Below are 26,364 nucleotides of genomic sequence, written 5' to 3'. Positions count from 1 at the left end.
AACCTGAAATTACCCCTCTGCCCAAGCAGAAAGACTTCATGCGACAGCCATTTACAAACGCCAGAACAGTTCGTGCCGACGCACGGCCTTGCGAAAAAATTCGTTTTCACCGTAAGGCGAACCCGAACGCCCCGCCAACAGACGCTGCAACCCGCGACGCAATCGACGCTTGAATGGAGCGCGCGGCTGCAAGTCATGCATCATCCCCAAAGCCATGGCCTTGTCGTGCTGCCGGTCCAGAGAAAGCTCCAGGCAGTACGGTTGCAGCAACTGCATCGAATCGAACACCGGTGGCAACGCAACACCGGCTCCTGAATCGCCCATTGGCCAACGATCATTGTCATGCAGGTGATTGGCGTAGCCGAGCAACGTCGTCGGCTGCCACTCAAGCCCCTTCAAGGCTTGCAGCACCGCTTGCTGCGCACAGATATGATCCGGATGCGGATCCAGCGACGGATGCGGCAGCACAATCACTTCGGGGCGCACTTTAAGCAACAGTTCACGCAAATCCGCCAACAGATTGTTCCAGGTCGGCAAGCCGTCGTTGTCCGCCGGCAAAGGGAACGGATTCAATTGGCGGAACAGACGAATATCAGATAGATCGGCTTCTCGAGACGCAGCCGGTTGATCCGGCGCCGCCTGCATCGCTGGCAGCTGCAGACAGAAATACCCCAACTGCACGCAATGCGCCTCGGGCACACCGGCCCAGCGCGGAACGGCGATGCTGTCCCAGGTTCGCAGACGGCCCTTGATCCGTGCAGCGTCAGCGCGGTTCATACCCATCTGTTGATAGTGTTCAGCTTCGATCTCGCCGGCGGTCAGCGTGACGATCCAGGCTTCATCGGCCTGACTGTACAAACCGAAAGCGGCCAACTCGGCGTCATCGGCGTGCGGCGCGATGACCATCATCCGCTGACGGCGATAGTCGGGCTGCTGAAATGCCCACAGCATCGGCTCACCGAACAGCCGGCAGAAGCGCCCGCGCAGGCGCAACTCTCCACGAACCAGGGGAGCGGCCAGACTGCTGAGGTTGAGGTAACGCAGGCCATTCACACCGCGCTCGAATGTCTGACGATCAGGGCTTTCGCCGCCCAGCAATTCAACCGAGGGATCGAGAAAGCGTCCCAGCCAATTGCTCTTTACCTGCAGTGCCAGAATCAGGGTTTCGTCGCCAACCAGATTGACCGCCCGATCCAACAGCAGACAACCACCTTCCAGACGAACCCTGGACTGTGCGGTTTCTGGCGGGAATGAGTAGAGATAGTCGTCTTGTGGCGAATAGAACAAATGATCAGCGAACCACGCTTCGTGGGCTACCCAGCCCAGCACGCCGAGCAGCAATGGCAGCCACCAGGCCACCAGCACGCCGACGGCGATCAACAGCAGCAAACCGATCAACAGCCCCATACGCTTGTTGCGCCGATGGCGCTTGAGCAGTTGTTGCTTGCGGTTCACCACCTGGCTCATACCGTGAACACCGGCACTGGGTTACACCAACGATCCTTGTATTCCCGGTCGACGCGGCCGAACGAAAAACGCAGCGGCTTGCCAATAGCTCGCGCATGCTCCCAGGCACTTTGAGTGTTAAGGAAGCTCAACACGCTACCCGGGCTGAACTCACGCGTCTGGGGATCGACACCACCGTTGATGTACTCGACGCTGATCCAGTCCGGCGCCTCGACGCGGTAGACCAACTGAGTCGCAATCGGCGCATCGTTGAGAAAAATCACCGAGCCGATCATCAACTCGCGCAACAGCTCGACCACCTCTGCCATACGCTCAGCCCCCGTTGCCGGGAAACCATGGCGGCGCTGAAACAGATCGCAGTAGATGGCCGCCAGTTCGCTACTCGTGAACTCGCTGATCGGTCGCACCACGCCGCCCGCCTCTTCCAGCAAACGCAACTCGCGACGCTGGTTGTAGCGAAACTTCTTCGACCACTCTTCAGGTGTGCGGGCCATGGCCAGCTGCTCGGTTTGCAGCTTGAGGGTGCTGAAACGGCCTTGGTTCAAGGCCGAGAGATAACGGCCGCGATGGCGCAACGGGACTTGTGCGTCAGCGGCTGCCGGCAGGATCAGCTCGGCATTGCCAAGGTCGAACAGGCCTTTCTTGCCGCGGCGTTTGAGTACGTCTTTAGACAGCGCCAGATCGCCCCCCCAGGTCGCGATTGAGGCTTTCAGTTCACCGTCTTGCTCCCAGGCCAGATAGCGCACCGGAATCTGTGCCAGATTTGCCAGACGCTCGACGACCAGAGGATGGGTCGCAACACTGCCGCCAAAACGCTGCCAGGCCTGGGCATAGGTCGATGCATCGACAGCCGTCCAGCCGCGCTCGCGCCAGCCTTGAAATCGGTTGAGCATCAGACTCTCGCGGTCAGGTTGATGACTTGTGGCAAGTGCCAGAACGCATTACGCACAGCGCGATCCGAGAAACGCTCGCGCAAGCTGTCGAGCATCAGCTCGACACACTGATGACGCTGCTGCTCGTCCATCCCGGCCAGATGCTGCAACCCTTGAGCCATATGCTCGGCATCACCTTGCGGGAACAGAATACCGACGCCTTCGACCACTTCCTTCGCACCACCGCAAGCAGTAGCCAACAACGGTACGCCAGCGGCCATGGCCTCCAGCAGCACCATGCCGAACGGCTCGTGATCGGAGCTCAGGGCAAACGCATCGAAGGCACGGAAATAGCGCCGCGCCTCGGGTACCTGACCGAGAAACAGCACGCGGTCGGCGATGCCGAGTTCGCGGGCCAGCGCCTTCAAGTTCTGCTCCAGACGCCCCGTACCCAGGATCGCCAGTTGGCTGTTCACCGGCAAACCGGGTAACGCCGCTGCAAAACCCCGCAACAGCGTGGCCTGGTCCTTGTCCGGATGCAGGCGGCCGACGTTGCCGACTATCCAGGCATTGGGCGACAGGCCCAGCGTTTCGCGTGCTTGCGCGGCAGGCAGTTGACTGGTCTGCAACGCCTCAACATCGATGCGGTTGTAAAGCGTCTGGATACGCCCGACCGGCCATTTCGGCAGGCAGTCGCGCATGTCGTCACGCACCGCGTCGGAAACCCCGAGCAGGCTCAGGCGTTTACGGAACAGGTGCGCGAACAACTTACGTGTACGCCGCTGGTAATCACCAAAAGCGTGATGCACGCCGATCACCGGCAAACCGGTGGCCAGCAAAGCGATGTAAATCGGTTTGAAACGGTGAGCGATGCAGAAACTGAAGTTGCGCGATGCCGCGATTTTGCGCAGATCGCCAATTGCGCCCAGTTTCAGACCGCGAATAGCCTTGGAGCTGTACTCAAGAAACAGTACTTCGTCAGAGGCACAACCCGCGGCGACTTCGGCATCGGCAACCCCGGTCAGAAACACCGTGGTCACCCGGTAGCCGGTCCCCGCGAACAGGCTGGCGTATTGCCGGGCACAGTCCAGGAACGGCCCGTCATAGCCGTGACAAAACTGCAGCACATGGCGCTCAGCCGAGCGTGTCATAAGCGTCCACACCGTCCTTGACCACCAGAATATCTTCCATGATCAGGTACTGCAGGTCGGAGCCGAAGAACATGTTCAGCGCGTCGGTCGGCGAGCAGATCATCGGTTCGCCACGACGGTTCAGCGAGGTGTTCAGCGACACACCGTTACCGGTCAGCACTTCCAGCTCTTTCATCATGTCGTAGTAACGCGGGTTGTATTCGCGCTTGAGCACCTGGGCCCGGGACGTGCCGTCTTCGTGGACGACTTCCGGCACGCGGGTCTTCCATTCTTCAGACACTTCAAAGGTGAAGGTCATGAACGGCGCCGGGTGATCGATCTTGATCATCTGCGGTGCGACGGTGTCGAGCATCGACGGGCAGAAAGGCCTCCAGCGCTCGCGGAACTTGATCTGATGGTTGATGCGGTCAGCCACGCCAGTGGCGCTCGGGCAACCGATGATCGAACGACCACCCAACGCACGCGGACCGAACTCCATACGACCCTGGAACCAGGCTACCGGATTGCCGTCGACCATGATTTTGGCGATACGCTCTGGCGTGTTGTCGATCTGACGCCAGGCCGGCTTGCTCGGATGACGGGCACACGCGGCGATCACGTCTTCGTTACTGTAGGACGGGCCGAGATAGACATGCTCCATCTTCTCTACCGGTACGCCACGGGCGTGAGAAACGTAGGCTGCCGCGCCGACCGCAGTACCGGCATCGCCGGACGCCGGCTGCACGAACAGCTCCTTGACGTCATCGCGAGCGATGATCTTCTGGTTCAGCTTGACGTTCAGCGCACAGCCGCCGGCGAAGGCCAGCTTGCCGGTTTCCTTGAGCACGTCGCCCAGGTAATGGTCGATCATCTGCAACGCCAGCTTTTCGAACAGCGCTTGCATGCTCGCGGCGTAGTGGATGTACGGTTCGTCGGCAATATCGCCTTCGCGTTTCGGGCCCAGCCATTCGATCAGTTTCGGCGTGAAGTAGAAACCTTTGCCCTTCTCTTTATAGCGGCGCAGGCCGATGACGTTGGCGTACTCGGTGTTGATCAGCAACTCGCCGTTCTCGAAACTGGCCAGACGCGAAAAATCGTATTTGCTGGCGTCGCCGTACGGCGCCATGCCCATGACCTTGAATTCGCCGTCGAGCATTTCGAAGCCGAGGAATTCAGTGATCGCGCCGTACAGGCCGCCAAGGGAATCCGGATCGAAGAATTCCTTGATCTTGTGGATCTTGCCATTCTCGCCATAACCGAAGAACGTCGTGGCGTACTCACCCTTGCCGTCGATCCCGAGGATCGCGGTTTTCTCTTTGAAACCGGAGCAGTGGTAAGCGCTGGAGGCGTGAGCCAGGTGGTGTTCGACCGGTTCGATCTTGATTTTCTTCGGATCGAAGCCCAGTTGCTCGAGGCACCAGACAATCTTGTTGCGATAGCGCTTGTAGCGACGGTTGCCCATCAGGATCGCGTCGAGGGCGCGGTCCGGGGCGTACCAGTAACGCTTGGCGTAGTGCCAGCGCGCCTTGCCGAACAGGCTGATCGGCGCGAATGGAATCGCCACCACATCAACGTCGCAAGGTTTGATACCGGCCTGCTCCAGGCAGAACTTCGCCGATTCGTAGGGCATGCGGTTCTTTGCATGTTTATCGCGCACGAAGCGCTCTTCTTCAGCCGCTGCAACCAGCTTGCCATCGATGTACAGGGCTGCGGAAGGATCATGGCTAAGGGCGCCGGACAGGCCAAGAATCGTCAATGCCACAGGGGTCTAGCCTCTATTAGTCTGCATGCAGGCGGCGGGCGCCTGAGAAAAATGTGTCCTCGCAAAGCGGCGAGAAACAGCTAAAGGGCGGGATTATAGCTTAAAAGCAGTGGCAAGCCTCTAGCGGCAAGCTTCAAGTGTTTGGCTCAGCGGATATCAATACTGCCATCGGCGCTTTGCCGATAAATCGTGTAGGGCAGTACAAGGGTGTCAAAAACGCCTGACGCCAAAAAGTCAAAGTACACCCAAGGCACACCGTATGCTGTCACCGCCCCCATGGAATTGGGCGGCCCGTTCAATACGCAAAAATCATAGGCTACCCCGCTGTAGACGCGCGGAATGGACTGACAATAGGTTTTTTGTTTCTTGAGGTCGGTGCTGACTACCGCGTCGTCGCGCAGCACCGTGGTGACCGTCCCGCAGCCGACGAGTGTCAGTGACAGCGCGCCCAGTAAAACCGCAATTTTAATATCCACAGCCAGCTCTCCTATAGCGTCAGGCAACCTAGCATCAGGAAAGTCTTCATCACAGGTCACAAGGCCTGTAACACTTGTAGGAGGTTTCGTATTCGGACTGAGTACAGCTTGCGAAGGAAGTAATAGCTGAAATCTGCATCGACTGCACAGCCGTCTTCGCGGGCAAGCCACGCTCCCACAAGGACCGCGTAGTACCTGTGGGAGCGGGCTTGCCCGCGAAGGGCCGCAGGCCCGATTTATGGGGCGCTATCGATGGTCTTGGGCAATCGCTGATCGATCACTTGATACAACGCGCTACTCTCGGGCCAGTTGCGCATGAACCGTGCGCGATCCCGGGCGTAAGCCGGGGCGAAGCTGCTCGCCGAGTGGTGCTGACACATCGAATCCAGATCGATCAGCGCCCAACGGTCGTGATGCCAGAACAGGTTATGTCCCTTGAAATCACCATGGCTGATGCGTTCGCCGATCAGTTCGGCGAACAGGTAATCCAGCGCCTGCAACTCCAGCTCCGGCGCGTCGCCGCTCTCGACGAAGGGCGCAAAGCGCTCGACGATGTCCGGCCCCGGCAAGTATTCGGTGATCAGATAAGCACGGCTGCGCAGCCAGAAGAAGCGCCGTTCCAGCAGTGCCAGCGGCTTGGGCGTGGCAATCCCGAGGAACGCCAGGCGATTGCCTTCGCGCCACGAATGCCAGGCCCGGCTCGGGCGCCAAAAACGCTTGAGCCAATGGGCCAAACCCTTGATGTTGTAGCGCTTGATCACCAGCGTACGACCCGCCACTTCAACCCGCCCGACGCTGGCGGCGCCGCCGGTCTTGTACAAGTACCCCTGGTCGAGCAAGGCATCGGCCTGATCCAGCACCGGCAGCATCGCCGACTCTTCCTCGCGCCGGATCGCCCGCAAGACGAAGGCGCTGCGCTGCACGCTGAACAGCGTGCAATCACGGCCAACCTTGCCGAGGAAGTCTTTCAAGCGCCAGCTGCGTACTTTGTTCACCTGTTTTTGCAAGGCTTCGAGCGGCAAGGCGTGCTCGCTATTGCTCAACAGGTAATGCACCAACAGTTCTTCGGTAAACGGCTCGAAAGCCTTTGGCAGTTGCGCAAAGAAGACCCCGAGGTTTTCCAGCACTTTTTGCCGAGACAGCGGCTTACCCGCTTGTTCGACGCAGATTCCTGCGCCATCGATCCAATGCAACTGACCTTGATGACGCAGCAGGTTGTCCAGATGCAGGTCTTCCTGCCACAGACCTTTGCTGTGCAGCTGAGCAATGGCCGCCAATGCCTCAGCCAGAATCACTTGTTGCTCGTCAGCCAAAATCGGCAACGCTTCGACGCGCTTCCAGGCATCGCCCAGACTTTCAGCGCCGTCGAGAAATTCGAACAGCAACCAGCCGCCTTCGCCTTCCTTCAACCCATCGGCCAACAGCAGCGGCGTGGTGATGCCTTGGGCGGCGAGCAGGCGCACGCCGTCCAGTTCACGCTGGAAATGCCGTGCCGCCTTGCGGCCCACCAACAATTTGGCCAATACCGTGCGCCCGCGCCAAACACCTGCGCCGACATAACGCTGCCCCGGCAACACTCGCAGTAAACCGAGCAATTGCAATTGGGCCGGGCCGGCCGCATCCGCCAGCGCAAGGCTCAGCGGCAGACCTGGTGTACGGCCGGCATTCTTCAATTCAGACAAACGCATCAGCAGGTTTCCTTGTGGCTGCGCCGCGCGGTCAGACGCTGAATCCAGGCATCAACCATCGAACTGCCGACAGGCTGATCCAGATAGGTGGCAAGCAACTCTCGCACCTCATCATCACCCCAGACCGAAGCCCGACGCAGTAAAGGCTCAAGATCCTTGACCCGATCGCGCTGGCCGAACAGCAATGGCCGGGTCTTTTCCAGATCGATCAACTGTGCCTGATAACCGTTGCCGGTGGCCTGCAGGAAGATATGTTTAGGATAGAAACAACCATGCACCTGGCGCATTGCGTGCAACCGTCGCGCCAGCAAACCACAAGCCTGCAGGATCGCCGTATGTTGCGCGGCACTGAGTTGCGGCCATTGTTGCAGCAGCGAATCCAGATCGTTCCAGCCATCCAGCGCGCGGGTCAGCAGAATCGCCCGGGACTCTCCGGCGACTTTACGCTCGCCGAAAAACACCGCTTGCAACGCCGGAATACCCAACTGTCGGTAACGACTGATAGTGCGAAATTCCCGGGCAAAACTCGGCTCACCGAATGGCCGGTGCAAGGTGTGCGTCAGGTAGTTGCTCTGGCGCTTGAGGTAGTAACCGCGGCCCTCAAGATCCAGTCGAAAAACACTGCTCCAACCACCGTGATTGGTATTGGGCTCGTCTACCGCTTCGAGCTCTTTGGCCCACAGCGCATCGAAGTCACCGAGGCCGTGGCGCTCAAGCAGCGCACGGTCTTCAGCGGCCAGAAAATCAGTCATTCGCGCCCCTCGAAAAATCTCAGGATATGCCGGATACGGCGCTTGTCGGCGGCGTTGAGCCGAGTCCGCTGGCAATACTGCAAATAGAAGCGCAGGCGCTGGGTGGCCGACAAGTGATACTTGGCCACTTTGTCGAGACACGCCAGATCCTTGGTGATTCGATACTTCAGCCAGAAACCGCGCCAGAAGTCGCCATTCGGGCAGTCGATCAGGAACAGTCTGGCCTGGTCATCGATCAGCAGATTGCGCCACTTCAAATCATTATGGGTAAAGCGCTGATCATGCATGGTGCGGGTATAAGTCGCGAGTTGGCGACTGACGCCATCGACCCAGGCACGGTCAGCCAACAGCGAATCATTGCGCTTGGCCAAGGCCGACAAATCTTCGGTATGCGGCAGTTCACGGGTAATCAATGCCCCGCGATCATAGGTCGCGCCACGACGCTCCAGACCCCAGGCGACAATCTCGGCGGTGGGAATGCCCCACTTGGCGAAACGCTTGAGGTTCTGCCATTCGGACTTGACCCGCGGTCTGCCCAGATAGCGGCGCAAGCCTTTGCCTGCGCCAACGTAGCGTTTGACGTAATAGTTGACGCCATTACGCTCGACGCGGATCACTTCGGACAACGGGTCGCGGGTCAGGCGCTCGCCCTCCAGGGCAAATACCGCCTCAAGGCTTCCAAAGTCTTCAGCCAGATCGTGGTAGGCAGGCTCCAGATTCCAACCCGCCATCAGAGCGCATCTCCGTACCGCTGTTTACGCTCGTAGAGCTTGCTGGCCTTGCCTTCCAGACGCGCGAGCAATGGCGCTTCGTCGCGCAGGATCTTTCGCAACGGCTGCTGAAAGTAGCCCTTGAGAAAACGCAGTTTGTCGCGGCGGGTCAGGCCGATGTCCAGCGCCGAGAAATACAACGCCGCCAGATCCTTGTTGCGCCAGCGCCTGGTGATGGCCGGGCGGGTCTGGGCGCGGTGCAGGTCGATCACCGAGAGTTTCAAATCGTCGGCAGTCACTGGCTTGTCGGTGTGCAGCAGAAAGTGGCAGATATAGCAGTCGCGATGGTTGACCCCGGCACGGTGCATCATGCCGGTCATGCGCGCCACTTCAGCGATCAGCGCGCGCTTGAGCCTGGGCTCGGGGGGCTGCTTGAGCCAATCGATGCTGAAGTCTTCGAGGCTGACGGTCGGCGCCAGTTCTTCGGTGACGATGAACGAATGCTGATCCGCCGGGTTGCTGCCCCGCTCTCCATAGGCGACGGCAGTCATGGTCGGCACGCCGACTTCGTGCAGGCGTTCCAGCGCCCGCCATTCCTGACCGGCACCGAGTACCGGCAGTTTGGCGGTGAGCAGATTCTTGAAGATTTCGCCCCAACCGATACCGCGATGGATCTTCACAAAGTAACCGCGACCGGCGACGATCGTACGCAAGGTACGACGCGCTTCCAGCTCACGGTAAACCTGACCGCTCAGCTCCTCGACGTCGGCGAACGCATCGCGCCCGGCCCACAGAGTCTTGAACGGCTCGGCAAGAATCAACTTCATCAGTGTTGCTCCGCCAGAATCACATCCGCAGCGTGCTGCGGCATGCTATAGAGGTCGGCCGTCTCGGCGAAAGCCAGACCATTACGGCTCCAGGCCGTGCGTGCCGCATCGTCGCTCAACATAGTACTCAGGTATTGAGTGAGCTGCGCTTGTTCGAACGGCTCGTCCAGCACCAGACCACTGTCGGACTCGGCGATGTAATGGGCATAACCGCACACCGCACTGACCAGCACCGGCAACCCTGCGACCAACGCTTCGAGCAAGACCGTACCGGTATTTTCGTTGTACGCCGGGTGGATCAACAGATCGGCACCGAGCAGAAACCGCGGAATATCGCTGCGGCCCTTGAGGAACTGCACCTGATCACCGAGTCCAAGCGTGGCACTCTGCAATTGGAATACTTTGGGGTCATCCTGACCGATTACAAATAGCCGGGTGCGTTTCTTCAATTCAGCAGGCAGTGCTGCCAGCGCCTTGAGGCTGCGGTCGACGCCTTTGGTCTTGAACCCGGAACCGATCTGCACCAGCAGCAGATCATCGTCGGCCAGTTTGAATTCCCGACGGAATTCGGCGCGAATTTCGGCTGCGTTGGCCGGTGCGCGACGGTCCTGAGCGATACCTGGCGGTAGCAGGTGGAAGCGCTGCAACGGCGTGTCGTAATGTTTGATGAACAGCGGTTGCTGGACTTCGGAAATCATCAACACTTCGGTTTTAGCGTCCTTGGCGAACACCGCGCGCTCATACTCGGCGAAGTGCCGGTAGCGGCCCCAGCGGCGATAGAGCGAGTTGCGCAGGGTTTGGGCCTTGTCCTCGAAACAGCCGTCGGCGGCGTAGTACACGTCCAGCCCCGGCATCTTGTTGAAACCGATCAAGCGATCCACCGGGCGCTTGGCCAGATCAGCTTCCATCCAGGCGCTGAGCTTCTCGTTGCGTCGATGGTTGAAAATCGCCTTGACCGGCGCCACCAGCACTTCGAAACCCGGCGGGATATCGCCTTCCCAGATCAGCGTATAGACACGAATCTGATGCCCGCGCTGCTGGCATTCCAGAGCAATGCGCATGAAGTCGCGCTGCAAACCACCAAACGGGAAATATTTATAAAGGACAAAAGCCAGTTGCATCAGCGCAGCTCCTCAGCCAGTAACAACGTGCTTAATCGGCTCGCGACACGCTCGGGATTCAGGCGAGTGAAACACAACGGCCACTCGCGTTTCAGATCAAACCGCCGCTGGTCTTCAGCGGTCGGTTGATAGGTGCATTTCTTCTGCAGGCAAGGCGCACAGCTTGGGAAGTCGCTCGCCAGATGGATCTGGCTCTTGCCATAGGCGCCAGTCAGCCCTGGATTGGTCGGACCGAACAGCGACAGGGTCGGCACATCCAGCGCCGCCGCCAAATGCCCAAGACCGGTATCCACCGCGACACAGGCCTGGGCGCTGGCCAGAACCCTGGCCACACCAGCCAGATTCAGTTTGGGCAGCACCTGTGCGTTGTTCAGACCGCTGGCAATACGTTCAGCCCGGGCCTTTTCGGCCGGGTTGCCCCACGGCAATTTCACCTCGACGCCCAGCTGGCCCATGCGTTCGGCGAGTTCACGCCAATAGGCTTCAGGCCAATGCTTGGTGTCCCAGGTGGTGCCATGCAGGAACAGCACAAACGGATTCTTGCGCGGCAATTCCACCAGTTTCTCGACGTTCAGACCGTAGTCGCCGAGGCCTTTGGGCAGGTCATAACCCAGCGCCACCGCGAACAACTGACGCACACGCTCTACCGCGTGCTGCCCGCGGGCCACCGCCAGACGTCGTGAATAAAAGCGCGCAGCCAAAGGCTCGCGAGCCGACTGGCGATCAAGTCCGGCCACCGGCGCCTTGACGTAACGGGTCAGCCAGGCACTTTTCAGCAAGCCTTGAGCGTCGATCACCAGATCATATTCAGTTGCCCGAATGCTTTGCTTGAAGCGCCGCCATTCGCCACTTTTGATGGTCTGCCAGATGTTCTGGCGCCAGCGACGGATCGCCACCGGAATCACTTTACCCACGGCCGGATGCCAGGTCGGAATCTCGGCAAAGCCTTCTTCCACCACCCAGTCGAATTTGATCCCGGGGATCGCCCGCGCCGCGTCGGTCAATGCCGGCAGCGCGTGAATCACATCACCCAGGGAGGACGTCTTGATCAACAGTACCCGCAACTTACTTAACCTCGACCACGGAGCCCTGCAACCGCTGCAAGGCATCGACCACCGACTGCGGCAGGAGCTGGCGCAAGCAGTTGTAATGGCCGAAACGACAGGTGCGATCAAAGCATGGGCTGCATTCGATACCCAGCCGGACGATCTCGACCTTCTCGGCCAACGGCGGGGTGAAACCCGGTGATGTCGAACCATAGACCGCCACCAGCGGCCGGTTCAACGCAGCCGCCACGTGCATCAGGCCAGAGTCGTTGGATACCACCGCATCGGCGCACGACATCAAGTCGATGGCCTCGGCCAGCGAGGTGCCGCCACTGAGGTTCACCGACTCTTCACGCAGACCGGGAATCAGCCGCGCGCGAATGTCTTCGCCGACCGCGTGATCGTTTTTCGAACCGAACAGCCAGACTTGCCAACCCTCGCGAATCTTCAACTCGGCGACTTTGGCGTAATGCTCGGACGGCCAGCGCTTGGATTCACCGAACTCGGCGCCCGGGCACAACGCCAGCACCGGACGATCCAGCGCCAGGCCGAACTTGGCCAACGCGGCGTCGCGAGTGGCATGGTCGATCTGCAGGGACGGACGCGGATACGGTTGGGGCAGCTCGGCACCGGGCTCATAGGCCAGGGCCATGAAGCGCTCGATCATCAGCGGGTAACGTTCTTTATCGAGCGTGCGCACATCGTTGAGCAGGCCATAGCGGAACTCGCCACGCCAGCCGGTACGTTTCGGGATGCCGGCAAAAAACGGCACCAGTGCCGATTTCAGCGAATTAGGCAGCAAGATCGCCTGATCGTACTGACCGGCCAACGATTTGCCGATGCGTCGGCGAGTCGCCAGTTCGAGCGCGCCGTGGCCGAGCGGAAAGCTCAAGGCCTGCCGCACTTCGGGCATGCGTTCAAGGATCGGCCGGCTCCATTCGGGAGCCAGCACGTCGATCTCGCACTGCGGATGGCGCTGTTTCAGACACTGGAACAGTGTCTGCGCCATCACCATGTCACCGACCCAACTGGGCCCAACGATCAGAATTTTCATGTGGTTTCCAAAAACGAACCGGGGAGGCATACGCCTCCCCGCCTCGAGAATTCTACAAAACACTGCAGATCTACTGTCCCACATTGGGTATTGTGGTGCTTCAAAAATCCGTTTTCAGCTTAACCCCAGTTCACGCCAGATCCGCAGCACTTGCCGCCGTTCGTCCACGAACTGGTCGCCCGGTATCACCCCGGCGTCCTTCTGCAAGGCCTGCCGGTGAGCGGCGGAGCGGTAGGCTTTATACGCTTCGCGCAACAGACTGGCATCTTCGGCGGGCATCAGCCCTTCCTCCTCCAACCCTTCCAGAATGCGGATATTGTCGGTATAGCGCAGCAGCGACGGGTGCTCTTCGGACCACGCCAGAGCCGCGTATTGCACCATAAATTCAATATCGACGATACCTCCGGCGTCTTGCTTGATATCGAACGGCGCCGTGGCTTCGAAGGCATTTGCCCCGGTGCCGGCCGCGGTGCTCTTGCTGCCGAGGTTATCGCGCATCTTGGCGCGCATCTCGCTGACCTCCTGACGCAAGGTCGCAAGGTCCCGTGACTTGCCCAATACCGCCGCGCGGACGTTCTCGAAGGCCTGGCCGACATCCTGACTGCCCACCAGCACCCGAGCCCGTACCAGCGCCTGATGCTCCCAGGTCCAGGCTTCATTCTGCTGATAACGCTCGAAAGCACCGAGCGAACTGACCAACAGACCCGAAGCCCCGGACGGTCGCAGGCGCATATCCACTTCATACAACTGACCGGAGTTGGTCTGGGTGGTCAGCAAATGGATGATCCGCTGGCCCAGCCGGGTGAAGAACTGCGCGCCATCGATGGGTTTGGCGCCGTCGGTTTCCGCCTGCGGATCGCCATCGTGGATAAAGACCAGATCCAGGTCGGAACCATGCCCGAGTTCCAGCCCACCGACTTTTCCGTAACCGACAATAATGAAGCCGGGATCGCACAAAGTACCATCAGCGCGTTGCGGCGAACCGTATTTGGCCACCGTCTGACGCCAGGCCAGGGCCAGCACTTGTTCGAGAATTGCTTCGGCCAGCCAGGTCAGGTAGTCGCTGACTTTCATCAGCGGCAAGCTGCCGGCGATTTCCGACGCAGCCACCCGCAGACGGTGGGCCAGCTTGAAGTGACGCAAGGCTTCCATCTGCTGTTCGAGGTCATCCTCGGGAATACGCGTCAGCCGTTCGCGCAATTCGGCGGCCAGTTCCGGCGCCAGGGGCGGCTTGAACAAACGACCTTCGTTGAGCAACTCGTCGAGCAACAGCGGGAAGCGGGTGATCTGTTCAGCGATCCACGGACTGGCTGCGCACAAGGTCAGCAAGCGGCGCAGGGCTCCCGGGTTTTCCGTGAGCAACACCAGATAAGCGGAACGCCGCGCCACCGCTTCAACCAAGGGTAATACCCGTTCCAGCACCAGATCCGGATTGGCATGCTCCACCGCCTGAGCCAGCAAGCGCGGAATGAACGCATCGAGCCGTTCACGACCGAGGCGCTGCATGGCGCGCAATTGCGGGCTGCTGCGCAGACCGGCAAGCGCGTTCAAGGCTTTCGGTGCGTCGACGAAACCGCCGCCCTCCAATTGTCGGCATGCGACGTCTTCATCCTGGGCTTCTTCCCACAGCGGCAACCACTCACCGCCGACTATCACTTCGCTTTCAGCGCCCTCTTCTTCGTCAGGGTCGGCGATCACTTGGCGGAAGTGCCAATCCACCCGACCGCGCCAATACATAAGCTGCTCATGGAACGCCGTCCAGTTGGCAAAGCCGAGCATGAAGGCAATTCGCGCCTGATCCCGCTCACCGTCCGGAAGCATTTGCGTCTGCCGGTCGGCAATCGCCTGGATCGCGTGTTCGGTGTAACGCAAGAACTCGTAACCTTCACGCAATTCACTGACTACCGTCGGGGGCAGGTAACCCTGCCCTTCCAGGGTGCTCAGTACTTTCAATAGCGAACGCTGCTGCAGGCTCAGGTCGCGACCACCGTGAATCAGCTGGAACGCCTGGGCGATAAACTCGACTTCGCGGATCCCGCCGGAGCCGAGCTTGATGTTTTCGGCCATGCCTTTGCGCCGGACTTCCTGCTGGATCAGCTGCTTCATGGTGCGCAGCGCTTCGATCGCGGAAAAGTCCAGGTAACGCCGATAGACGAACGGGCGCAGCATATCGAGCAATTGCGCGCCGGCGACCTGATCTCCGGCCACCACCCGCGCCTTGATCATCGCGTAGCGTTCCCAGTCGCGGCCCTGATCCTGGTAATACTGCTCCAGCGCGTTGAAGCTCAGCACCAGGGCGCCGGACGAACCGTACGGACGCAAGCGCATGTCGACACGGAACACGAAACCATCGACGGTCATCGGGTCCAGCGCCTTGATCAGCCGCTGACCCAGACGAATGAAGAACTCCTGATTATCCAGCGGACGTTTCACGCCCACGGTCTCGCCGCCTTCGGGGTAGGCGAAGATCAAATCGATATCAGAAGAAAGGTTGAGTTCCACGGCGCCGAGCTTGCCCATTCCGAGGACGACCATTTGTTGCGGCTCGCCGCTGCGCCGGCCGGTCGGCGTGCCGAATTGCTGGCAATGGCGCAGATACAGCCACTGATAGGCCTGATCGATGCTGGCGTCGGCCATGTCCGACAGATCGCGACAGGTTTGCACCAGATCCGCCTGGCGGCTCAGATCACGCCAGATGATCCGCACTTGATGACGAGCACGCTGGCGGCGCAGGGCACGACCGAGTTCATCGTCGCTTTCGGCTTGCTGCACAGCGGCGGCAATCTGGCCACACAACTCGCCGGGGGCAAAGCTGCGGTCCAGTTCGCCGGACTGCACCAGTTCGAGCAACATCAACGGGTCGCGGACACTTTGTTCAATGACAAAATCGCTGGCCGCAGTGACGCGGGCAAATTGCGCCCAGCGCTCGGGCGACCAGGCGGACAGCCCATGGTCGTTATCCAGCGTGGCAACCGCAGTACGCAATGACTGCTCCGCGCGGCTGACCAGTGGCAGGAGAATGGTCGGCACTTCGGCCAGCATGGGCAGGCTCATGGTCTATCCTTGGTCGGCGTATGGGGGGCGGGCTGTAGTGGTTGCAAGAAACACGCTACATGCGGGACTGTCGAACAAAAGTTAGAAATAGCTGAAAAATCAATTTTCTTGGCAGTCAACATCAAACCCCACCCTTTTTTTGTTCGATAAAGATCAACAATAACGATTATTCTCACCGACCAGAAGACGCTTATTGGTCGTTCTTCTGTAGTTTTACTACTGGTATATACATTCGAAAGGCTGAAATGGCCGACGATTTGTAGTAAAACTACACGCCGCCGGAACAACCTCTGGCGATCCAAGAATTTATATCGTCTGCCCACAAGGCCAGTCGCAAACTCAGGCAACCGATTCTGGAAGCCTTTCCGCCCTGGAGCAAGCCATGCAAGACCTCGATCCCGTCGAAACCCAGGAATGGCTGGACGCCCTGGAATCGGTTCTCGACAAAGAAGGCGAAGACCGTGCTCACTATCTGATGACCCGTATGGGCGAACTCGCGACCCGCAGCGGCTCGCAATTGCCTTACGCCATCACCACGCCGTACCGCAACACCATTCCCGTGACCCACGAAGCACGCATGCCTGGCGACCTGTTCATGGAACGCCGCATTCGCTCGTTGGTCCGCTGGAACGCGATGGCCATGGTGATGCGTACGAACCTGAAAGATTCTGACCTGGGCGGTCACATCTCCAGCTTCGCCTCCAGCGCAACCCTGTACGACATCGGCTTCAACTACTTCTTCCAGGCCCCGACCGACGAACATGGCGGCGACCTGATCTACTTCCAGGGCCACACCTCGCCAGGCGTTTACGCCCGTGCGTTCATGGAAGGCCGCATCACCGAAGACCAGATGAACAACTTCCGCCAGGAAGTCGACGGTCAGGGCCTGTCGTCCTACCCGCACCCTTGGCTGATGCCTGATTTCTGGCAGTTCCCGACTGTATCCATGGGTCTGGGCCCGATCCAGGCGATCTACCAGGCACGCTTCATGAAGTACCTGGAAGCCCGTGGCTTTATCCCCGAAGGCAAGCAAAAAGTCTGGTGTTTCCTGGGCGACGGCGAGTGCGACGAACCAGAATCCTTGGGCGCCATCTCGTTGGCTGGCCGCGAGAAGCTGGACAACCTGATCTTCGTTATTAACTGCAACCTGCAGCGCCTTGATGGCCCGGTTCGCGGCAACGGCAAGATCATCCAGGAACTCGAAGGCGTGTTCCGCGGTGCTCAGTGGAACGTGACCAAAGTCATCTGGGGCCGTTTCTGGGACCCACTGCTGGCCAAAGACGTCGACGGTATCCTGCAACGTCGCATGGACGAAGTCATCGACGGCGAGTACCAGAACTACAAAGCCAAAGACGGCGCGTTCGTACGTGAACATTTCTTCAACACGCCTGAACTCAAGGCGATGGTTGAAGACCTGTCCGACGACGAGATCTGGAAACTCAACCGTGGCGGCCACGACCCGTACAAGGTCTACGCGGCGTACCACGAAGCGGTCAACCACAAAGAACAACCGACTGTCATCCTGGCCAAGACCATCAAGGGTTATGGCACTGGTGCCGGCGAAGCGAAAAACACCGCGCACAACACCAAGAAGGTTGATGTTGAAAGCCTGAAGTTGTTCCGCGATCGTTTCGACATTCCGGTTAAAGACTCCGAGCTGGAAAACCTGCCGTTCTTCAAACCGGAAGAAGGCAGCGCCGAAGCCCGTTACCTGAGCGAGCGTCGCACCGCACTGGGCGGTTTCGTGCCACAGCGTCGCGCCAAAAGCTTCGACATTCCGACCCCGCCACTGGATACCCTCAAGGCGATCCTGGACGGCTCGGGCGACCGTGAAATTTCCACCACCATGGCGTTCGTGCGGATCCTGGCGCAACTGGTCAAGGACAAGGAAATCGGTCCGCGCATCGTGCCGATCATCCCGGACGAAGCCCGTACCTTCGGTATGGAAGGCATGTTCCGTCAGTTGGGCATCTACTCGTCCGTCGGCCAGCTCTACGAGCCAGTCGATAAAGACCAGGTGATGTTCTACCGCGAAGACAAGAAAGGCCAGATTCTCGAAGAAGGCATCAACGAAGCGGGTGCCATGAGCTCCTTCATCGCTGCCGGTACTTCGTACTCCAGCCACAACCAGCCAATGCTGCCGTTCTACATCTTCTACTCGATGTTTGGCTTCCAGCGTATCGGCGACCTGGCCTGGGCCGCTGGCGACAGCCGCACCCGTGGTTTCCTGATCGGCGGCACCGCCGGCCGGACCACGCTGAACGGCGAAGGCCTGCAACACGAAGACGGTCACAGCCACATCCTGGCTGCCACCATCCCGAATTGCCGCACCTTTGATCCAACCTACGGCTACGAGCTGGCGGTGATCATTCAGGACGGCATGAAGAAGATGACCGAAGAGCAACAGGACGTTTTCTACTACATCACCGTGATGAACGAATCCTACCAGCAGCCAGCCATGCCGGCCGGTGTCGAGGAAGGGATCATCAAGGGCATGTACCTGCTCGAGGAAGACACCCGCGAAGCGGCGCACCACGTACAGCTGATGGGCTCCGGCACCATCCTGCGTGAAGTCCGTGAAGCGGCGAAGATTCTGCGTGAAGAGTTCAACGTCGGCGCTGACGTGTGGAGCGTTACCAGCTTCAACGAACTGCGTCGCGATGGCCTGGCCGTGGAACGCAGCAACCGTCTGCACCCGGGTCAGAAGCCTCAGCTGAGCTACGTCGAAGAGTGCCTGAACGGCCGTCAAGGTCCGGTCATCGCCTCTACCGACTACATGAAACTGTTCGCTGAACAAATTCGTCAGTGGGTCCCGTCCAAGGAATTCAAAGTCCTGGGCACCGACGGTTTCGGTCGCAGTGACAGCCGCAAGAAGCTGCGTCACTTCTTCGAAGTCGACCGTCATTTCGTGGTGTTGGCAGCCTTGGAAGCCTTGGCTGACCGTGGTGACATCGAACCTAAAGTGGTGGCTGAAGCCATCGCCAAGTTCGGTATCAACCCGGAAAAACGCAACCCACTGGACTGCTGAGGAGATTTTCTGTGAGCGAACTCATTCGCGTACCTGACATCGGCAGCGGTGAAGGTGAAGTAATTGAACTGATGGTCAAGGTCGGCGATCGCATCGAAGCCGACCAGAGCATCCTGACGCTCGAGTCGGACAAGGCAAGCATGGAGATCCCTGCGCCAAAAACCGGGATCGTCAAAAGCCTGAAAGTGAAGCTCGGCGATCGCCTGAAAGAAGGCGACGAGTTGCTGGAACTGGAAGTCGAGGGTGCCGCTGCTGCGGCGCCAGCGGCTGCCGCGCCGGCTGCCAAGGCCGAACAAAAACCGGCTGCCGCCCCTGCTCCTGCAGCGGCTGCAGCGGCTGCTCCAGCGGCTGCTACCACTCTGCAAGTGCACGTGCCGGACATCGGTTCGGCGGGCAAGGCCCAGATCATCGAGATCCAGGTCAAGGTCGGCGACACCGTCGAGGCTGATCAATCGCTGATCACCCTGGAATCCGACAAGGCCAGCATGGAAATCCCTTCGCCTGCCGCTGGCGTGGTCGAAAGCATCAGCGTCAAGCTTAACGACGAAGTCGGTACTGGCGACCTGATTCTGGCTCTGAAAGTGGCGGGTGCTGCTGCACCGGCTGCTGCCGCACCAGCCCAGGCTGCTGCGCCCGCCGTTGCTCCAGCGCCAGCCGCTGCGGCCCCGGCTGCACCGGTAGCTGACAGCGTCCAGGACATTCACGTCCCGGACATCGGCTCGTCAGGCAAGGCCAAGATCATCGAAGTCCTGGTCAAGGCCGGCGACACCGTTGAAGCCGATCAGTCGCTGATCACCCTGGAATCCGACAAGGCGAGCATGGAAATCCCATCGCCAGCCGCTGGCGTGGTGGAAAGCGTTTCCATCAAGCTGGACGACGAAGTCGGTACCGGCGACCTGATCCTCAAGCTGAAAGTCAAAGGCGTAGCGCCTGCTGCTGCGCCGGCTCCGGCCGCTGCTGCACCGAGCGCTCCTGCCCCAGCTGCCGCAGCGCCTGCTGCTCCGGCTCCGGCCGCACCAGCCGCTGCACCGGCCAAACCGGGCGCCAAGGTTCACGCTGGCCCGGCTGTACGCCAACTGGCCCGTGAATTCGGCGTCGAGCTGAGCGCAGTCAGCCCAAGCGGCCCGCACGGTCGTCTGCTGAAAGAAGACGTGCAGGTTTACGTCAAAGCCATGATGCAGAAGGCCAAGGAAGCACCGGCCGCTGCTGGCGGCGCAACCGGCGGCGCGGGCATCCCACCGATTCCGGTCGTCGACTTCAGCCGCTTTGGCGAAATCGAAGAAGTGCCGATGACTCGCCTGATGCAAATCGGCGCGTCGAGCCTGCATCGCAGCTGGCTGAACATTCCGCACGTGACCCAGTTCGACCAGGCGGATATCACCGAGCTGGAAGCGTTCCGTGTCGCTCAGAAAGCCGTCGCAGAAAAGGCTGGCGTCAAGCTGACCATCCTGCCGCTGCTGCTCAAGTCCTGCGCGCACTTGCTCAAGGAACTGCCGGACTTCAACAGTTCGCTGGCACCAAGCGGCAAAGCGATCATCCGTAAGAAGTACGTGAACATCGGCTTCGCGGTCGACACTCCGGATGGCCTGCTGGTACCGGTCATCAAGAACGTCGATCAGAAGAGCCTGTTGCAACTGGCAGCCGAAGCCGCCGTGCTGGCAGCCAAAGCCCGCGACAAAAAGCTCACCGCTGATGACATGCAAGGCGCTTGCTTCACCATTTCCAGCCTCGGTCACATTGGCGGCACCGGCTTCACGCCGATCGTCAACGCGCCGGAAGTGGCGATCCTCGGTGTTTCCAAGGCAACCATCCAGCCAGTCTGGGACGGCAAAGCCTTCCAGCCAAAACTGATGCTGCCACTGTCGCTGTCCTACGATCACCGCGTGATCAACGGCGCCGCTGCTGCACGCTTCACCAAGCGCCTGAGCGACCTGCTGGCGGACATCCGCACCATCCTGCTGTAACACCGGCCGGCCCTCCTTCACGGGAGGGCCTACCGCGTTCCACGTTTTCCGAGCGCCACGCTCGTACCTCAACCCCGCCAATTTGGCGGGGCTTTTTTTGCCTGAAATAAATATCCCGCCCCTTCCAGATAAAAATCAGAAAACTCTGACGCGCCTGACCACTTTTCTCCTACTGCTTTTTACCGAGCGACGTACTTCATACGTCCACAAAAGCCACAGGCTAAAACTCCCCGCATGAACAATCCATCCCTCTTGTGTAGTTAACCTTACCTATACGAAACCCAACCCTTTACTGCACTGGCAATAACTATTTATCAAGAGTTTTTCTCGACAGGAGTCGAAGATGATCAAACCTAGCGTTGGCCCGATCATTGGCCATACCACCTCCCACCATTCGCGCATATTTCTGCGTGCCATTTATAGCGGGGCCCCTTTTACTTTTGGTGGTATTCGCTATCGCAAGTCAGGAGAACAAACATGGTCGCAAGGCGCTTTCGTCTTGCTGGACAAGCAACACGATATGTCCGGCATCGTGGTACTGAAAGGACTGCAAGCCGATACCCGCTACGAGTATCAGGCGGGCTGGCTGACCACGGTTGACCCGTGTGAAACAGTCGATACCGTCAATGAACTTGCACTGCGATGGCCCGAACCTGTTTATACGCTTAAAACCTGCTCGAACAATAAGCACCTGCCCCGGTCTTATATCCTTGGTTCGTGTCGTTACTTGCACATGACGTTAGGCATACCCTTTTTCCCCGAACGAGGGGACCGTATATTTGCAGCGATCAATACGCTGATCCAACACTGCGAAACACCGGTTGACGGGATACTGATGTTGGGGGACCAAGTGTATGTCGACGATCTGAACATTGTCGCGCCAGACCGCGAATACCAGGACATTCTGCACAAATACCAGACCGCGTTTTCTCAGCCACATATCCGCCAGCTGATGGCCAGCGTGCCGACGTACATGATTCTGGATGATCATGAAATCGAGGATAACTGGCCGGCCAAAGCCAGCAGCAGTGACCAATCGCTGTTCAACAATGCCATCCGCGCCTATGAGCTCTATCAGTGCAGCCACAGCCCGGCCCACGCGCTTTTACCTTCAGGACAACTGGAGCGCAGCATTCCCCACTACTGGTATCAATTCGCTGATGGAGACATTGAATGGTTCGTACTGGATACCCGGACCCGGCGCACGCTTTCCAAAGAAGACCGGCGCATTCTCGACAGTGAACAGGAACACGCGCTGCTCGACTGGCTTGTCACCAGCAGTGCGAGGGTCAAGCTGGTAGTCAGCAGCGTCATGTTCTATCCGGACCTCAAGAGCGATGGCGGCGATGCCTGGAAGTCCTTCCCGGCGCAACGCGACCGAATCCTTGAAACCATCCACAGCAACAAGATCCAGAATGTAATCTTTATCGCCGGTGATGTGCACGGCTCGATGACCAGCCAGCTGACCCATAGTCAAGACCCGGACTTCATGGTCCACACCATCGTCTCCTCACCGCTGTGCAACAGCAGGCTGATACCGTATGCCAAAGCCGACAGTTTCATCCTCGACCAGCCGCTCGCCAGCCTTGGCGGCAGCAGCTATAACCAGAAGCTCACCAGCAACGTGATCAGCCAGGACAACTTTGCGCGCATAACCATCGATTCCGAGCACATCGGCGTCGATTATTACGACAAACACGGCACCCTCGTGCAATCAGTGAATATTGCGCTGCGCTGACGCCCAAGGCCCTCTGTACTTATGTGGCAGGTGTGGACTTGCGTCTGCCGCTGGACATCGGTTTCCCTGCCACCTGCAGAAATCCTTCGCCCTGCCGACAAACGTTTATAGCACTTAGCCTTCATCCTTACTTGTCAGTCTGTGCCGCATGATGCAACCTTGCCACAAGCAACAGTAAAGAGGGCGCGAGCCCGGCGCGATCAGCATTTTCGAAGCGAGTTTCCCCCATGAAAAGCCAACCCGATGCCGCCAGCCGTATGGTGGCCGAGGTAGTGACGCAGTTGCCTGTGCCCTCGCGGCTCGGCATGCTGCGTTTCGAACGGCTGAATGAGGCTAGCTGGGCGCTGCTGTTCCTTGATCCCAATTGCGAACGTCAATTCGGTCTGGCTGCCGTCGAACTCTGTGCACTGGTGGACTCGCCCTATGCCAGCCTGATGGAGCCTGAAGCGCGCTATCAATTGCATGACGCGATTCAGCAGCAGTTGACCACCAGCCCGCATTACCTGATCCGCTACACGCTGCACACCGCCCAAGGGCCTTTGAGCCTGCTTGAACTGGGTGAAGCCTACAAACAACACAATCGGCACCTGCTACGCGGTTACCTGATGGTGGTCGATGGCCCGTTCAGCAACAACCCGCAACTGCCGGCACTGGATCTGGAGACCCAGAACACTCGTCTGCAGATCGCCCTGGAACTCAACCAGCGGGCGCAGCAGGAACAACTCCAGCACCTTGAACGGGTGCGGGCCCAGCAGGAGCTGATTCTGCTCCTGGCCCGTCAGCGCTACAGCACCAATAATTCCCTGCTGGAAGCCGCCGAACTGATCACCCGCAGCGCCTGCGACATCTATGAGATCGATTGCGCAAGCATCTGGAATCTCGTAGACCAGCGACTGGTGCCGATCTCCGCGTATAACCGTGGCTCCCGGGAATACTGGATGCCCGACGTCATCGACGCGAGCGTGTTCCCCGATTACCTGGAAGCGCTGCACACCAGCCGGGCGATCGACGCCCACAACGCCATACACGATCCACGCACCCGGGAAATGGCCGAGCACCTGAGAGCGCACAACGTCAACGCCATGCTCGACGCCAGCATCCGCATCGACGGCCAGCTGGTCGGTGTGCTGTGTCTGGAGCAGATCGGCGTGACCCGCGCCTGGCAGTCGGATGAAATCGCTTTCGCTGGCGAGCTGGCCGATCAGTTCGCTCAGGTCATCAACAACCACAACCGACGTACCGCCACCAGCGCCCTGCACCTGTTCCAGCGCGCGGTCGAGCAAAGCGCCAACGCCTTTCTGCTGGTCAATTGCGAGGGCGTGGTGGAGTACGTCAACCCGAGCTTTACCGCGATCACCCAATACAGCACCGAAGAAGTCCACGGCCACAAACTGTCGGAACTGCCGGCGCTGGAAAACCTCAGCGAATTGCTGTTCGACGCGCCATCGAGCCTGGCCAAGAGCAACAGCTGGCAGGGCGAGTTCAAGAGCCGGCGTAAAAACCTCGAACCCTACTGGGGTCAGCTGTCGATCTCCAAGGTCTACGGTGACAATCGCGAACTGACCCACTACATCGGCATCTATGAAGATATCACCCACACCAAGCTCGCCCAGCAGCGCATCGAGCGCCTGGCCTACACCGACAATCTGACCAACCTGGGCAACCGTCCGGCGTTCATCCGCAACCTCGACGAACGCTTTGCCCGCGACAGCGACACGCCGATCAGCCTGCTGCTGGTGGACATCGACAACTTCAAGCGGATCAACGACAGCCTCGGCCACCAGACCGGCGACAAACTGCTGATCAGCCTGGCCCGCCGTCTGCGCAACAGCCTCAGCTCGAGCGGCAGCCTGGCGCGTTTCGCCAGTAACGAATTCGCCGTGCTGCTCGACGACACCGACCTTGAGACCGGCCAGCAGGTCGCCCACCAGTTGCTGATGACACTCGACAAACCGATGTTCGTCGACAACCAGTTGATCAGCGTCACCGGCTCCGTGGGCCTGGCCTGTGCGCCGCTGCATGGCCGCGACCCGCAAACCCTGATGCGCAACGCCGGGCTCGCCCTGCACAAGGCCAAAGCCAACGGCAAGCATCAGGTTCAAGTGTTCACCGAAGCGCTGAACGCCGAAGCCAGCTACAAACTGTTCGTCGAAAACAACCTGCGTCGCGCCCTGACCCAGAACGAACTGGACGTGTTCTACCAGCCCAAGCTCTGCCTGCGCAGCGGTCGTCTGCTGGGGATGGAAGCCTTGCTGCGCTGGAATCACCCGGAAAAAGGCATGATCCGCCCCGACCAGTTCATCAGCGTTGCCGAAGAAACCGGACTGATCATTCCCATCGGCAAATGGATCGCCCGTCAGGCCTGCCGCATGAGCAAAGACCTGACCGCCGCCGGTCTGGGCAATCTGCAAGTGGCGATCAACCTGTCGCCCAAGCAGTTTTCCGACCCGGACCTGGTGGCGTCCATCGCCAACATCCTCAAGGAAGAAGCGCTGCCGGCAAACCTGCTGGAGCTGGAGCTGACCGAAGGCTTGCTGCTGGAAGCCACCGAAGACACCCACTTGCAACTCGACCAGCTCAAGCGTCTGGGCCTGACCCTGGCCATGGACGACTTCGGCACCGGTTACTCATCCCTGAGTTACCTGAAGAAATTCCCGATCGACATCATCAAGATCGACCGCAGCTTCATCCACGAAATCCCGGACAACCAGGACGACATGGAAATCACCTCCGCGGTGATCGCCATGGCCCACAACCTGAAGCTCAAAGTGGTCGCCGAAGGTATCGAGACCGCCGAGCAACTGGCGTTCCTGCGCCGCCACCGCTGCGACGTCGGCCAGGGTTATCTGTTCGACCGGCCAATCCCAGGCTCCGAGCTGATCGAAAAGCTCAAACGCTACCCGCGCGGCCCAATCGCCTGACAGCGCTGTAACACTCGGGCAAACTGTCAGTCTGATTCCTTACCGTTAACTCAATCTGACTGAGAGGACTGATCATGGTCTTGCGCTCGGAAATTCTGGTGAACAAAAACGTGCTTCCAACCAAAGAACAGGCTCTGCCTGGCCGCGAAACTCCGATGACCGTGCCGGAAAAACACTTCGTCCACGACGCGCCGCTGCTGGGCCCGTTCGTCACCGACGTGGATTTCGCGATCTTCGGCCTGGGCTGCTTCTGGGGCGCGGAGCGCAAGTTCTGGCAGCGCGAAGGCGTGGTCAGTACGGCGGTGGGTTACGCCGGTGGCTTTACGCCGAACCCGACGTATGAAGAAGTCTGCTCGGGCCTTACCGGCCACAGCGAAGTGGTACTGGTGGTCTACGAGCCGGAAAAAGTCAGCTACGAAGCGCTGCTGAAGATGTTCTGGGAACTGCACAACCCGACCCAGGGCATGCGCCAGGGCAACGACATCGGCACCCAGTACCGCTCGGTGATCTATGCCACCAACCCGACTCAACTGGCTGCGGCCAAGCACAGCGAGCAAGTATTCCAGGCCGAGTTGACCAAGGCAGGCAAAGGCACCATCACCACCGAAATCGAAGAAGCACCGACGTTCTTCTTCGCCGAGGCCTATCACCAACAGTACCTGGCCAAGAACCCTGAAGGGTATTGCGGGATTGGCGGTACAGGCGTGACTTGCCCGATCTGATTTTCGGACGCTGAAAAGCTTCGTCGGATCGC

The 26,364-nt window shown here is 59.5% G+C and carries 18 protein-coding genes; 5 read left to right on the top strand and 13 right to left on the bottom strand.

Translation table 11 applies throughout. From position 1 onward, the window contains the following. Positions 1 to 51 precede the first annotated feature (51 nt). The 13 genes from AC3I0A_RS02260 to glnE form a co-directional block, all read right to left on the bottom strand. On the bottom strand, positions 52 to 1,455 hold the full coding sequence (locus AC3I0A_RS02260; protein WP_489378385.1) for a PIG-L deacetylase family protein: 1,404 nt from the start codon (positions 1,453 to 1,455) through the stop codon (positions 52 to 54). A gap of 8 nt (positions 1,456 to 1,463) precedes the next feature. After that, on the bottom strand, positions 1,464 to 2,360 hold the full coding sequence (locus AC3I0A_RS02255) for an antimicrobial resistance protein Mig-14 (protein WP_489376027.1): 897 nt from the start codon (positions 2,358 to 2,360) through the stop codon (positions 1,464 to 1,466). Then, on the bottom strand, positions 2,360 to 3,490 hold the full coding sequence (locus tag AC3I0A_RS02250) for a glycosyltransferase (RefSeq protein ID WP_489376026.1): 1,131 nt from the start codon (positions 3,488 to 3,490) through the stop codon (positions 2,360 to 2,362). The genes AC3I0A_RS02255 and AC3I0A_RS02250 overlap by 1 nt, the downstream gene beginning before the upstream one ends. Continuing rightward, positions 3,474 to 5,231 carry a carbamoyltransferase family protein gene (locus tag AC3I0A_RS02245; protein WP_489376025.1) on the bottom strand — a complete coding sequence of 586 codons (1,758 nt, stop codon included), beginning with the start codon at positions 5,229 to 5,231 and terminating at the stop codon, positions 3,474 to 3,476. The genes AC3I0A_RS02250 and AC3I0A_RS02245 overlap by 17 nt, the downstream gene beginning before the upstream one ends. Positions 5,232 to 5,377: 146 nt before the next feature. Continuing rightward, positions 5,378 to 5,707, bottom strand: coding sequence for a YceK/YidQ family lipoprotein (locus AC3I0A_RS02240; protein WP_489376024.1), 330 nt, complete (start codon positions 5,705 to 5,707; stop codon positions 5,378 to 5,380). Between the two features lie 236 nt (positions 5,708 to 5,943). Beyond that, positions 5,944 to 7,395: a lipopolysaccharide kinase InaA family protein gene (locus AC3I0A_RS02235; RefSeq protein ID WP_489376023.1), complete on the bottom strand. Its 1,452-nt coding sequence runs from the start codon at positions 7,393 to 7,395 to the stop codon at positions 5,944 to 5,946. Continuing rightward, the gene (locus AC3I0A_RS02230) at positions 7,395 to 8,147 is read right to left on the bottom strand and encodes a lipopolysaccharide kinase InaA family protein (protein WP_489376022.1); all 753 of its coding nucleotides are present in this window, start codon (positions 8,145 to 8,147) and stop codon (positions 7,395 to 7,397) included. The genes AC3I0A_RS02235 and AC3I0A_RS02230 overlap by 1 nt, the downstream gene beginning before the upstream one ends. Then, positions 8,144 to 8,878 (bottom strand): lipopolysaccharide kinase InaA family protein, encoded by a 735-nt coding sequence (locus AC3I0A_RS02225; RefSeq protein ID WP_489376021.1) that lies wholly within the window; start codon positions 8,876 to 8,878, stop codon positions 8,144 to 8,146. The genes AC3I0A_RS02230 and AC3I0A_RS02225 overlap by 4 nt, the downstream gene beginning before the upstream one ends. Then, on the bottom strand, positions 8,878 to 9,684 hold the full coding sequence (rfaP, locus tag AC3I0A_RS02220) for a lipopolysaccharide core heptose(I) kinase RfaP (RefSeq protein WP_489376020.1): 807 nt from the start codon (positions 9,682 to 9,684) through the stop codon (positions 8,878 to 8,880). The genes AC3I0A_RS02225 and rfaP overlap by 1 nt, the downstream gene beginning before the upstream one ends. Further along, the gene (locus tag AC3I0A_RS02215) at positions 9,684 to 10,805 is read right to left on the bottom strand and encodes a glycosyltransferase family 4 protein (protein WP_489376019.1); all 1,122 of its coding nucleotides are present in this window, start codon (positions 10,803 to 10,805) and stop codon (positions 9,684 to 9,686) included. The genes rfaP and AC3I0A_RS02215 overlap by 1 nt, the downstream gene beginning before the upstream one ends. Beyond that, positions 10,805 to 11,869: a lipopolysaccharide heptosyltransferase I gene (gene waaC, locus AC3I0A_RS02210; RefSeq protein ID WP_489376018.1), complete on the bottom strand. Its 1,065-nt coding sequence runs from the start codon at positions 11,867 to 11,869 to the stop codon at positions 10,805 to 10,807. Before waaC ends, AC3I0A_RS02215 begins: the two co-directional genes overlap by 1 nt. Position 11,870: 1 nt before the next feature. Continuing rightward, positions 11,871 to 12,905 (bottom strand): lipopolysaccharide heptosyltransferase II, encoded by a 1,035-nt coding sequence (gene waaF / locus AC3I0A_RS02205; RefSeq protein WP_489376017.1) that lies wholly within the window; start codon positions 12,903 to 12,905, stop codon positions 11,871 to 11,873. 114 nt (positions 12,906 to 13,019) lie between these two features. Beyond that, positions 13,020 to 15,959: a bifunctional [glutamate--ammonia ligase]-adenylyl-L-tyrosine phosphorylase/[glutamate--ammonia-ligase] adenylyltransferase gene (gene glnE / locus AC3I0A_RS02200; protein WP_489376016.1), complete on the bottom strand. Its 2,940-nt coding sequence runs from the start codon at positions 15,957 to 15,959 to the stop codon at positions 13,020 to 13,022. A gap of 382 nt (positions 15,960 to 16,341) precedes the next feature. Between glnE and aceE the strand changes: the two genes are divergently transcribed. The 5 genes from aceE to msrA all read left to right on the top strand — a co-directional run bounded on the left by aceE (position 16,342) and on the right by msrA (position 26,332). Continuing rightward, positions 16,342 to 18,987 carry a pyruvate dehydrogenase (acetyl-transferring), homodimeric type gene (gene aceE / locus AC3I0A_RS02195; RefSeq protein WP_489376015.1) on the top strand — a complete coding sequence of 882 codons (2,646 nt, stop codon included), beginning with the start codon at positions 16,342 to 16,344 and terminating at the stop codon, positions 18,985 to 18,987. A gap of 11 nt (positions 18,988 to 18,998) precedes the next feature. After that, positions 18,999 to 20,951, top strand: a complete 1,953-nt coding sequence (aceF, locus tag AC3I0A_RS02190; protein ID WP_489376014.1) for a dihydrolipoyllysine-residue acetyltransferase — start codon at positions 18,999 to 19,001, stop codon at positions 20,949 to 20,951. A 343-nt stretch (positions 20,952 to 21,294) separates the two neighbouring features. Then, on the top strand, positions 21,295 to 22,689 hold the full coding sequence (locus AC3I0A_RS02185; protein ID WP_489376013.1) for an alkaline phosphatase D family protein: 1,395 nt from the start codon (positions 21,295 to 21,297) through the stop codon (positions 22,687 to 22,689). Between the two features lie 227 nt (positions 22,690 to 22,916). Next, positions 22,917 to 25,610: a sensor domain-containing phosphodiesterase gene (locus AC3I0A_RS02180; protein WP_489376012.1), complete on the top strand. Its 2,694-nt coding sequence runs from the start codon at positions 22,917 to 22,919 to the stop codon at positions 25,608 to 25,610. A gap of 74 nt (positions 25,611 to 25,684) precedes the next feature. Further along, positions 25,685 to 26,332, top strand: a complete 648-nt coding sequence (gene msrA, locus AC3I0A_RS02175; RefSeq protein WP_489376010.1) for a peptide-methionine (S)-S-oxide reductase MsrA — start codon at positions 25,685 to 25,687, stop codon at positions 26,330 to 26,332. Positions 26,333 to 26,364 lie beyond the last annotated feature (32 nt).

Source organism: Pseudomonas sp. KH_024_B2 (assembly GCF_057839965.1).
This window is presented reverse-complemented; position numbering and strand designations above follow the sequence as displayed.

Bases quoted from the DNA above. Each gene is read 5' to 3' on its own strand.
- AC3I0A_RS02215 (WP_489376019.1), bottom strand. From the start codon at position 10,805: ATGCAACTGGCTTTTGTCCTTTATAAATATTTCCCGTTTGGTGGTTTG.
- AC3I0A_RS02250 (WP_489376026.1), bottom strand. From the start codon at position 3,490: ATGACACGCTCGGCTGAGCGCCATGTGCTGCAGTTTTGTCACGGCTAT.
- AC3I0A_RS02255 (WP_489376027.1), bottom strand. From the start codon at position 2,360: ATGCTCAACCGATTTCAAGGCTGGCGCGAGCGCGGCTGGACGGCTGTC.
- AC3I0A_RS02185 (WP_489376013.1), top strand. From the start codon at position 21,295: ATGATCAAACCTAGCGTTGGCCCGATCATTGGCCATACCACCTCCCAC.
- AC3I0A_RS02180 (WP_489376012.1), top strand. From the start codon at position 22,917: ATGAAAAGCCAACCCGATGCCGCCAGCCGTATGGTGGCCGAGGTAGTG.
- AC3I0A_RS02230 (WP_489376022.1), bottom strand. From the start codon at position 8,147: ATGACTGATTTTCTGGCCGCTGAAGACCGTGCGCTGCTTGAGCGCCAC.
- glnE (WP_489376016.1), bottom strand. From the start codon at position 15,959: ATGAGCCTGCCCATGCTGGCCGAAGTGCCGACCATTCTCCTGCCACTG.
- msrA (WP_489376010.1), top strand. From the start codon at position 25,685: ATGGTCTTGCGCTCGGAAATTCTGGTGAACAAAAACGTGCTTCCAACC.
- aceE (WP_489376015.1), top strand. From the start codon at position 16,342: ATGCAAGACCTCGATCCCGTCGAAACCCAGGAATGGCTGGACGCCCTG.
- AC3I0A_RS02225 (WP_489376021.1), bottom strand. From the start codon at position 8,878: ATGGCGGGTTGGAATCTGGAGCCTGCCTACCACGATCTGGCTGAAGAC.
- AC3I0A_RS02235 (WP_489376023.1), bottom strand. From the start codon at position 7,395: ATGCGTTTGTCTGAATTGAAGAATGCCGGCCGTACACCAGGTCTGCCG.
- rfaP (WP_489376020.1), bottom strand. From the start codon at position 9,684: ATGAAGTTGATTCTTGCCGAGCCGTTCAAGACTCTGTGGGCCGGGCGC.
- waaF (WP_489376017.1), bottom strand. From the start codon at position 12,905: ATGAAAATTCTGATCGTTGGGCCCAGTTGGGTCGGTGACATGGTGATG.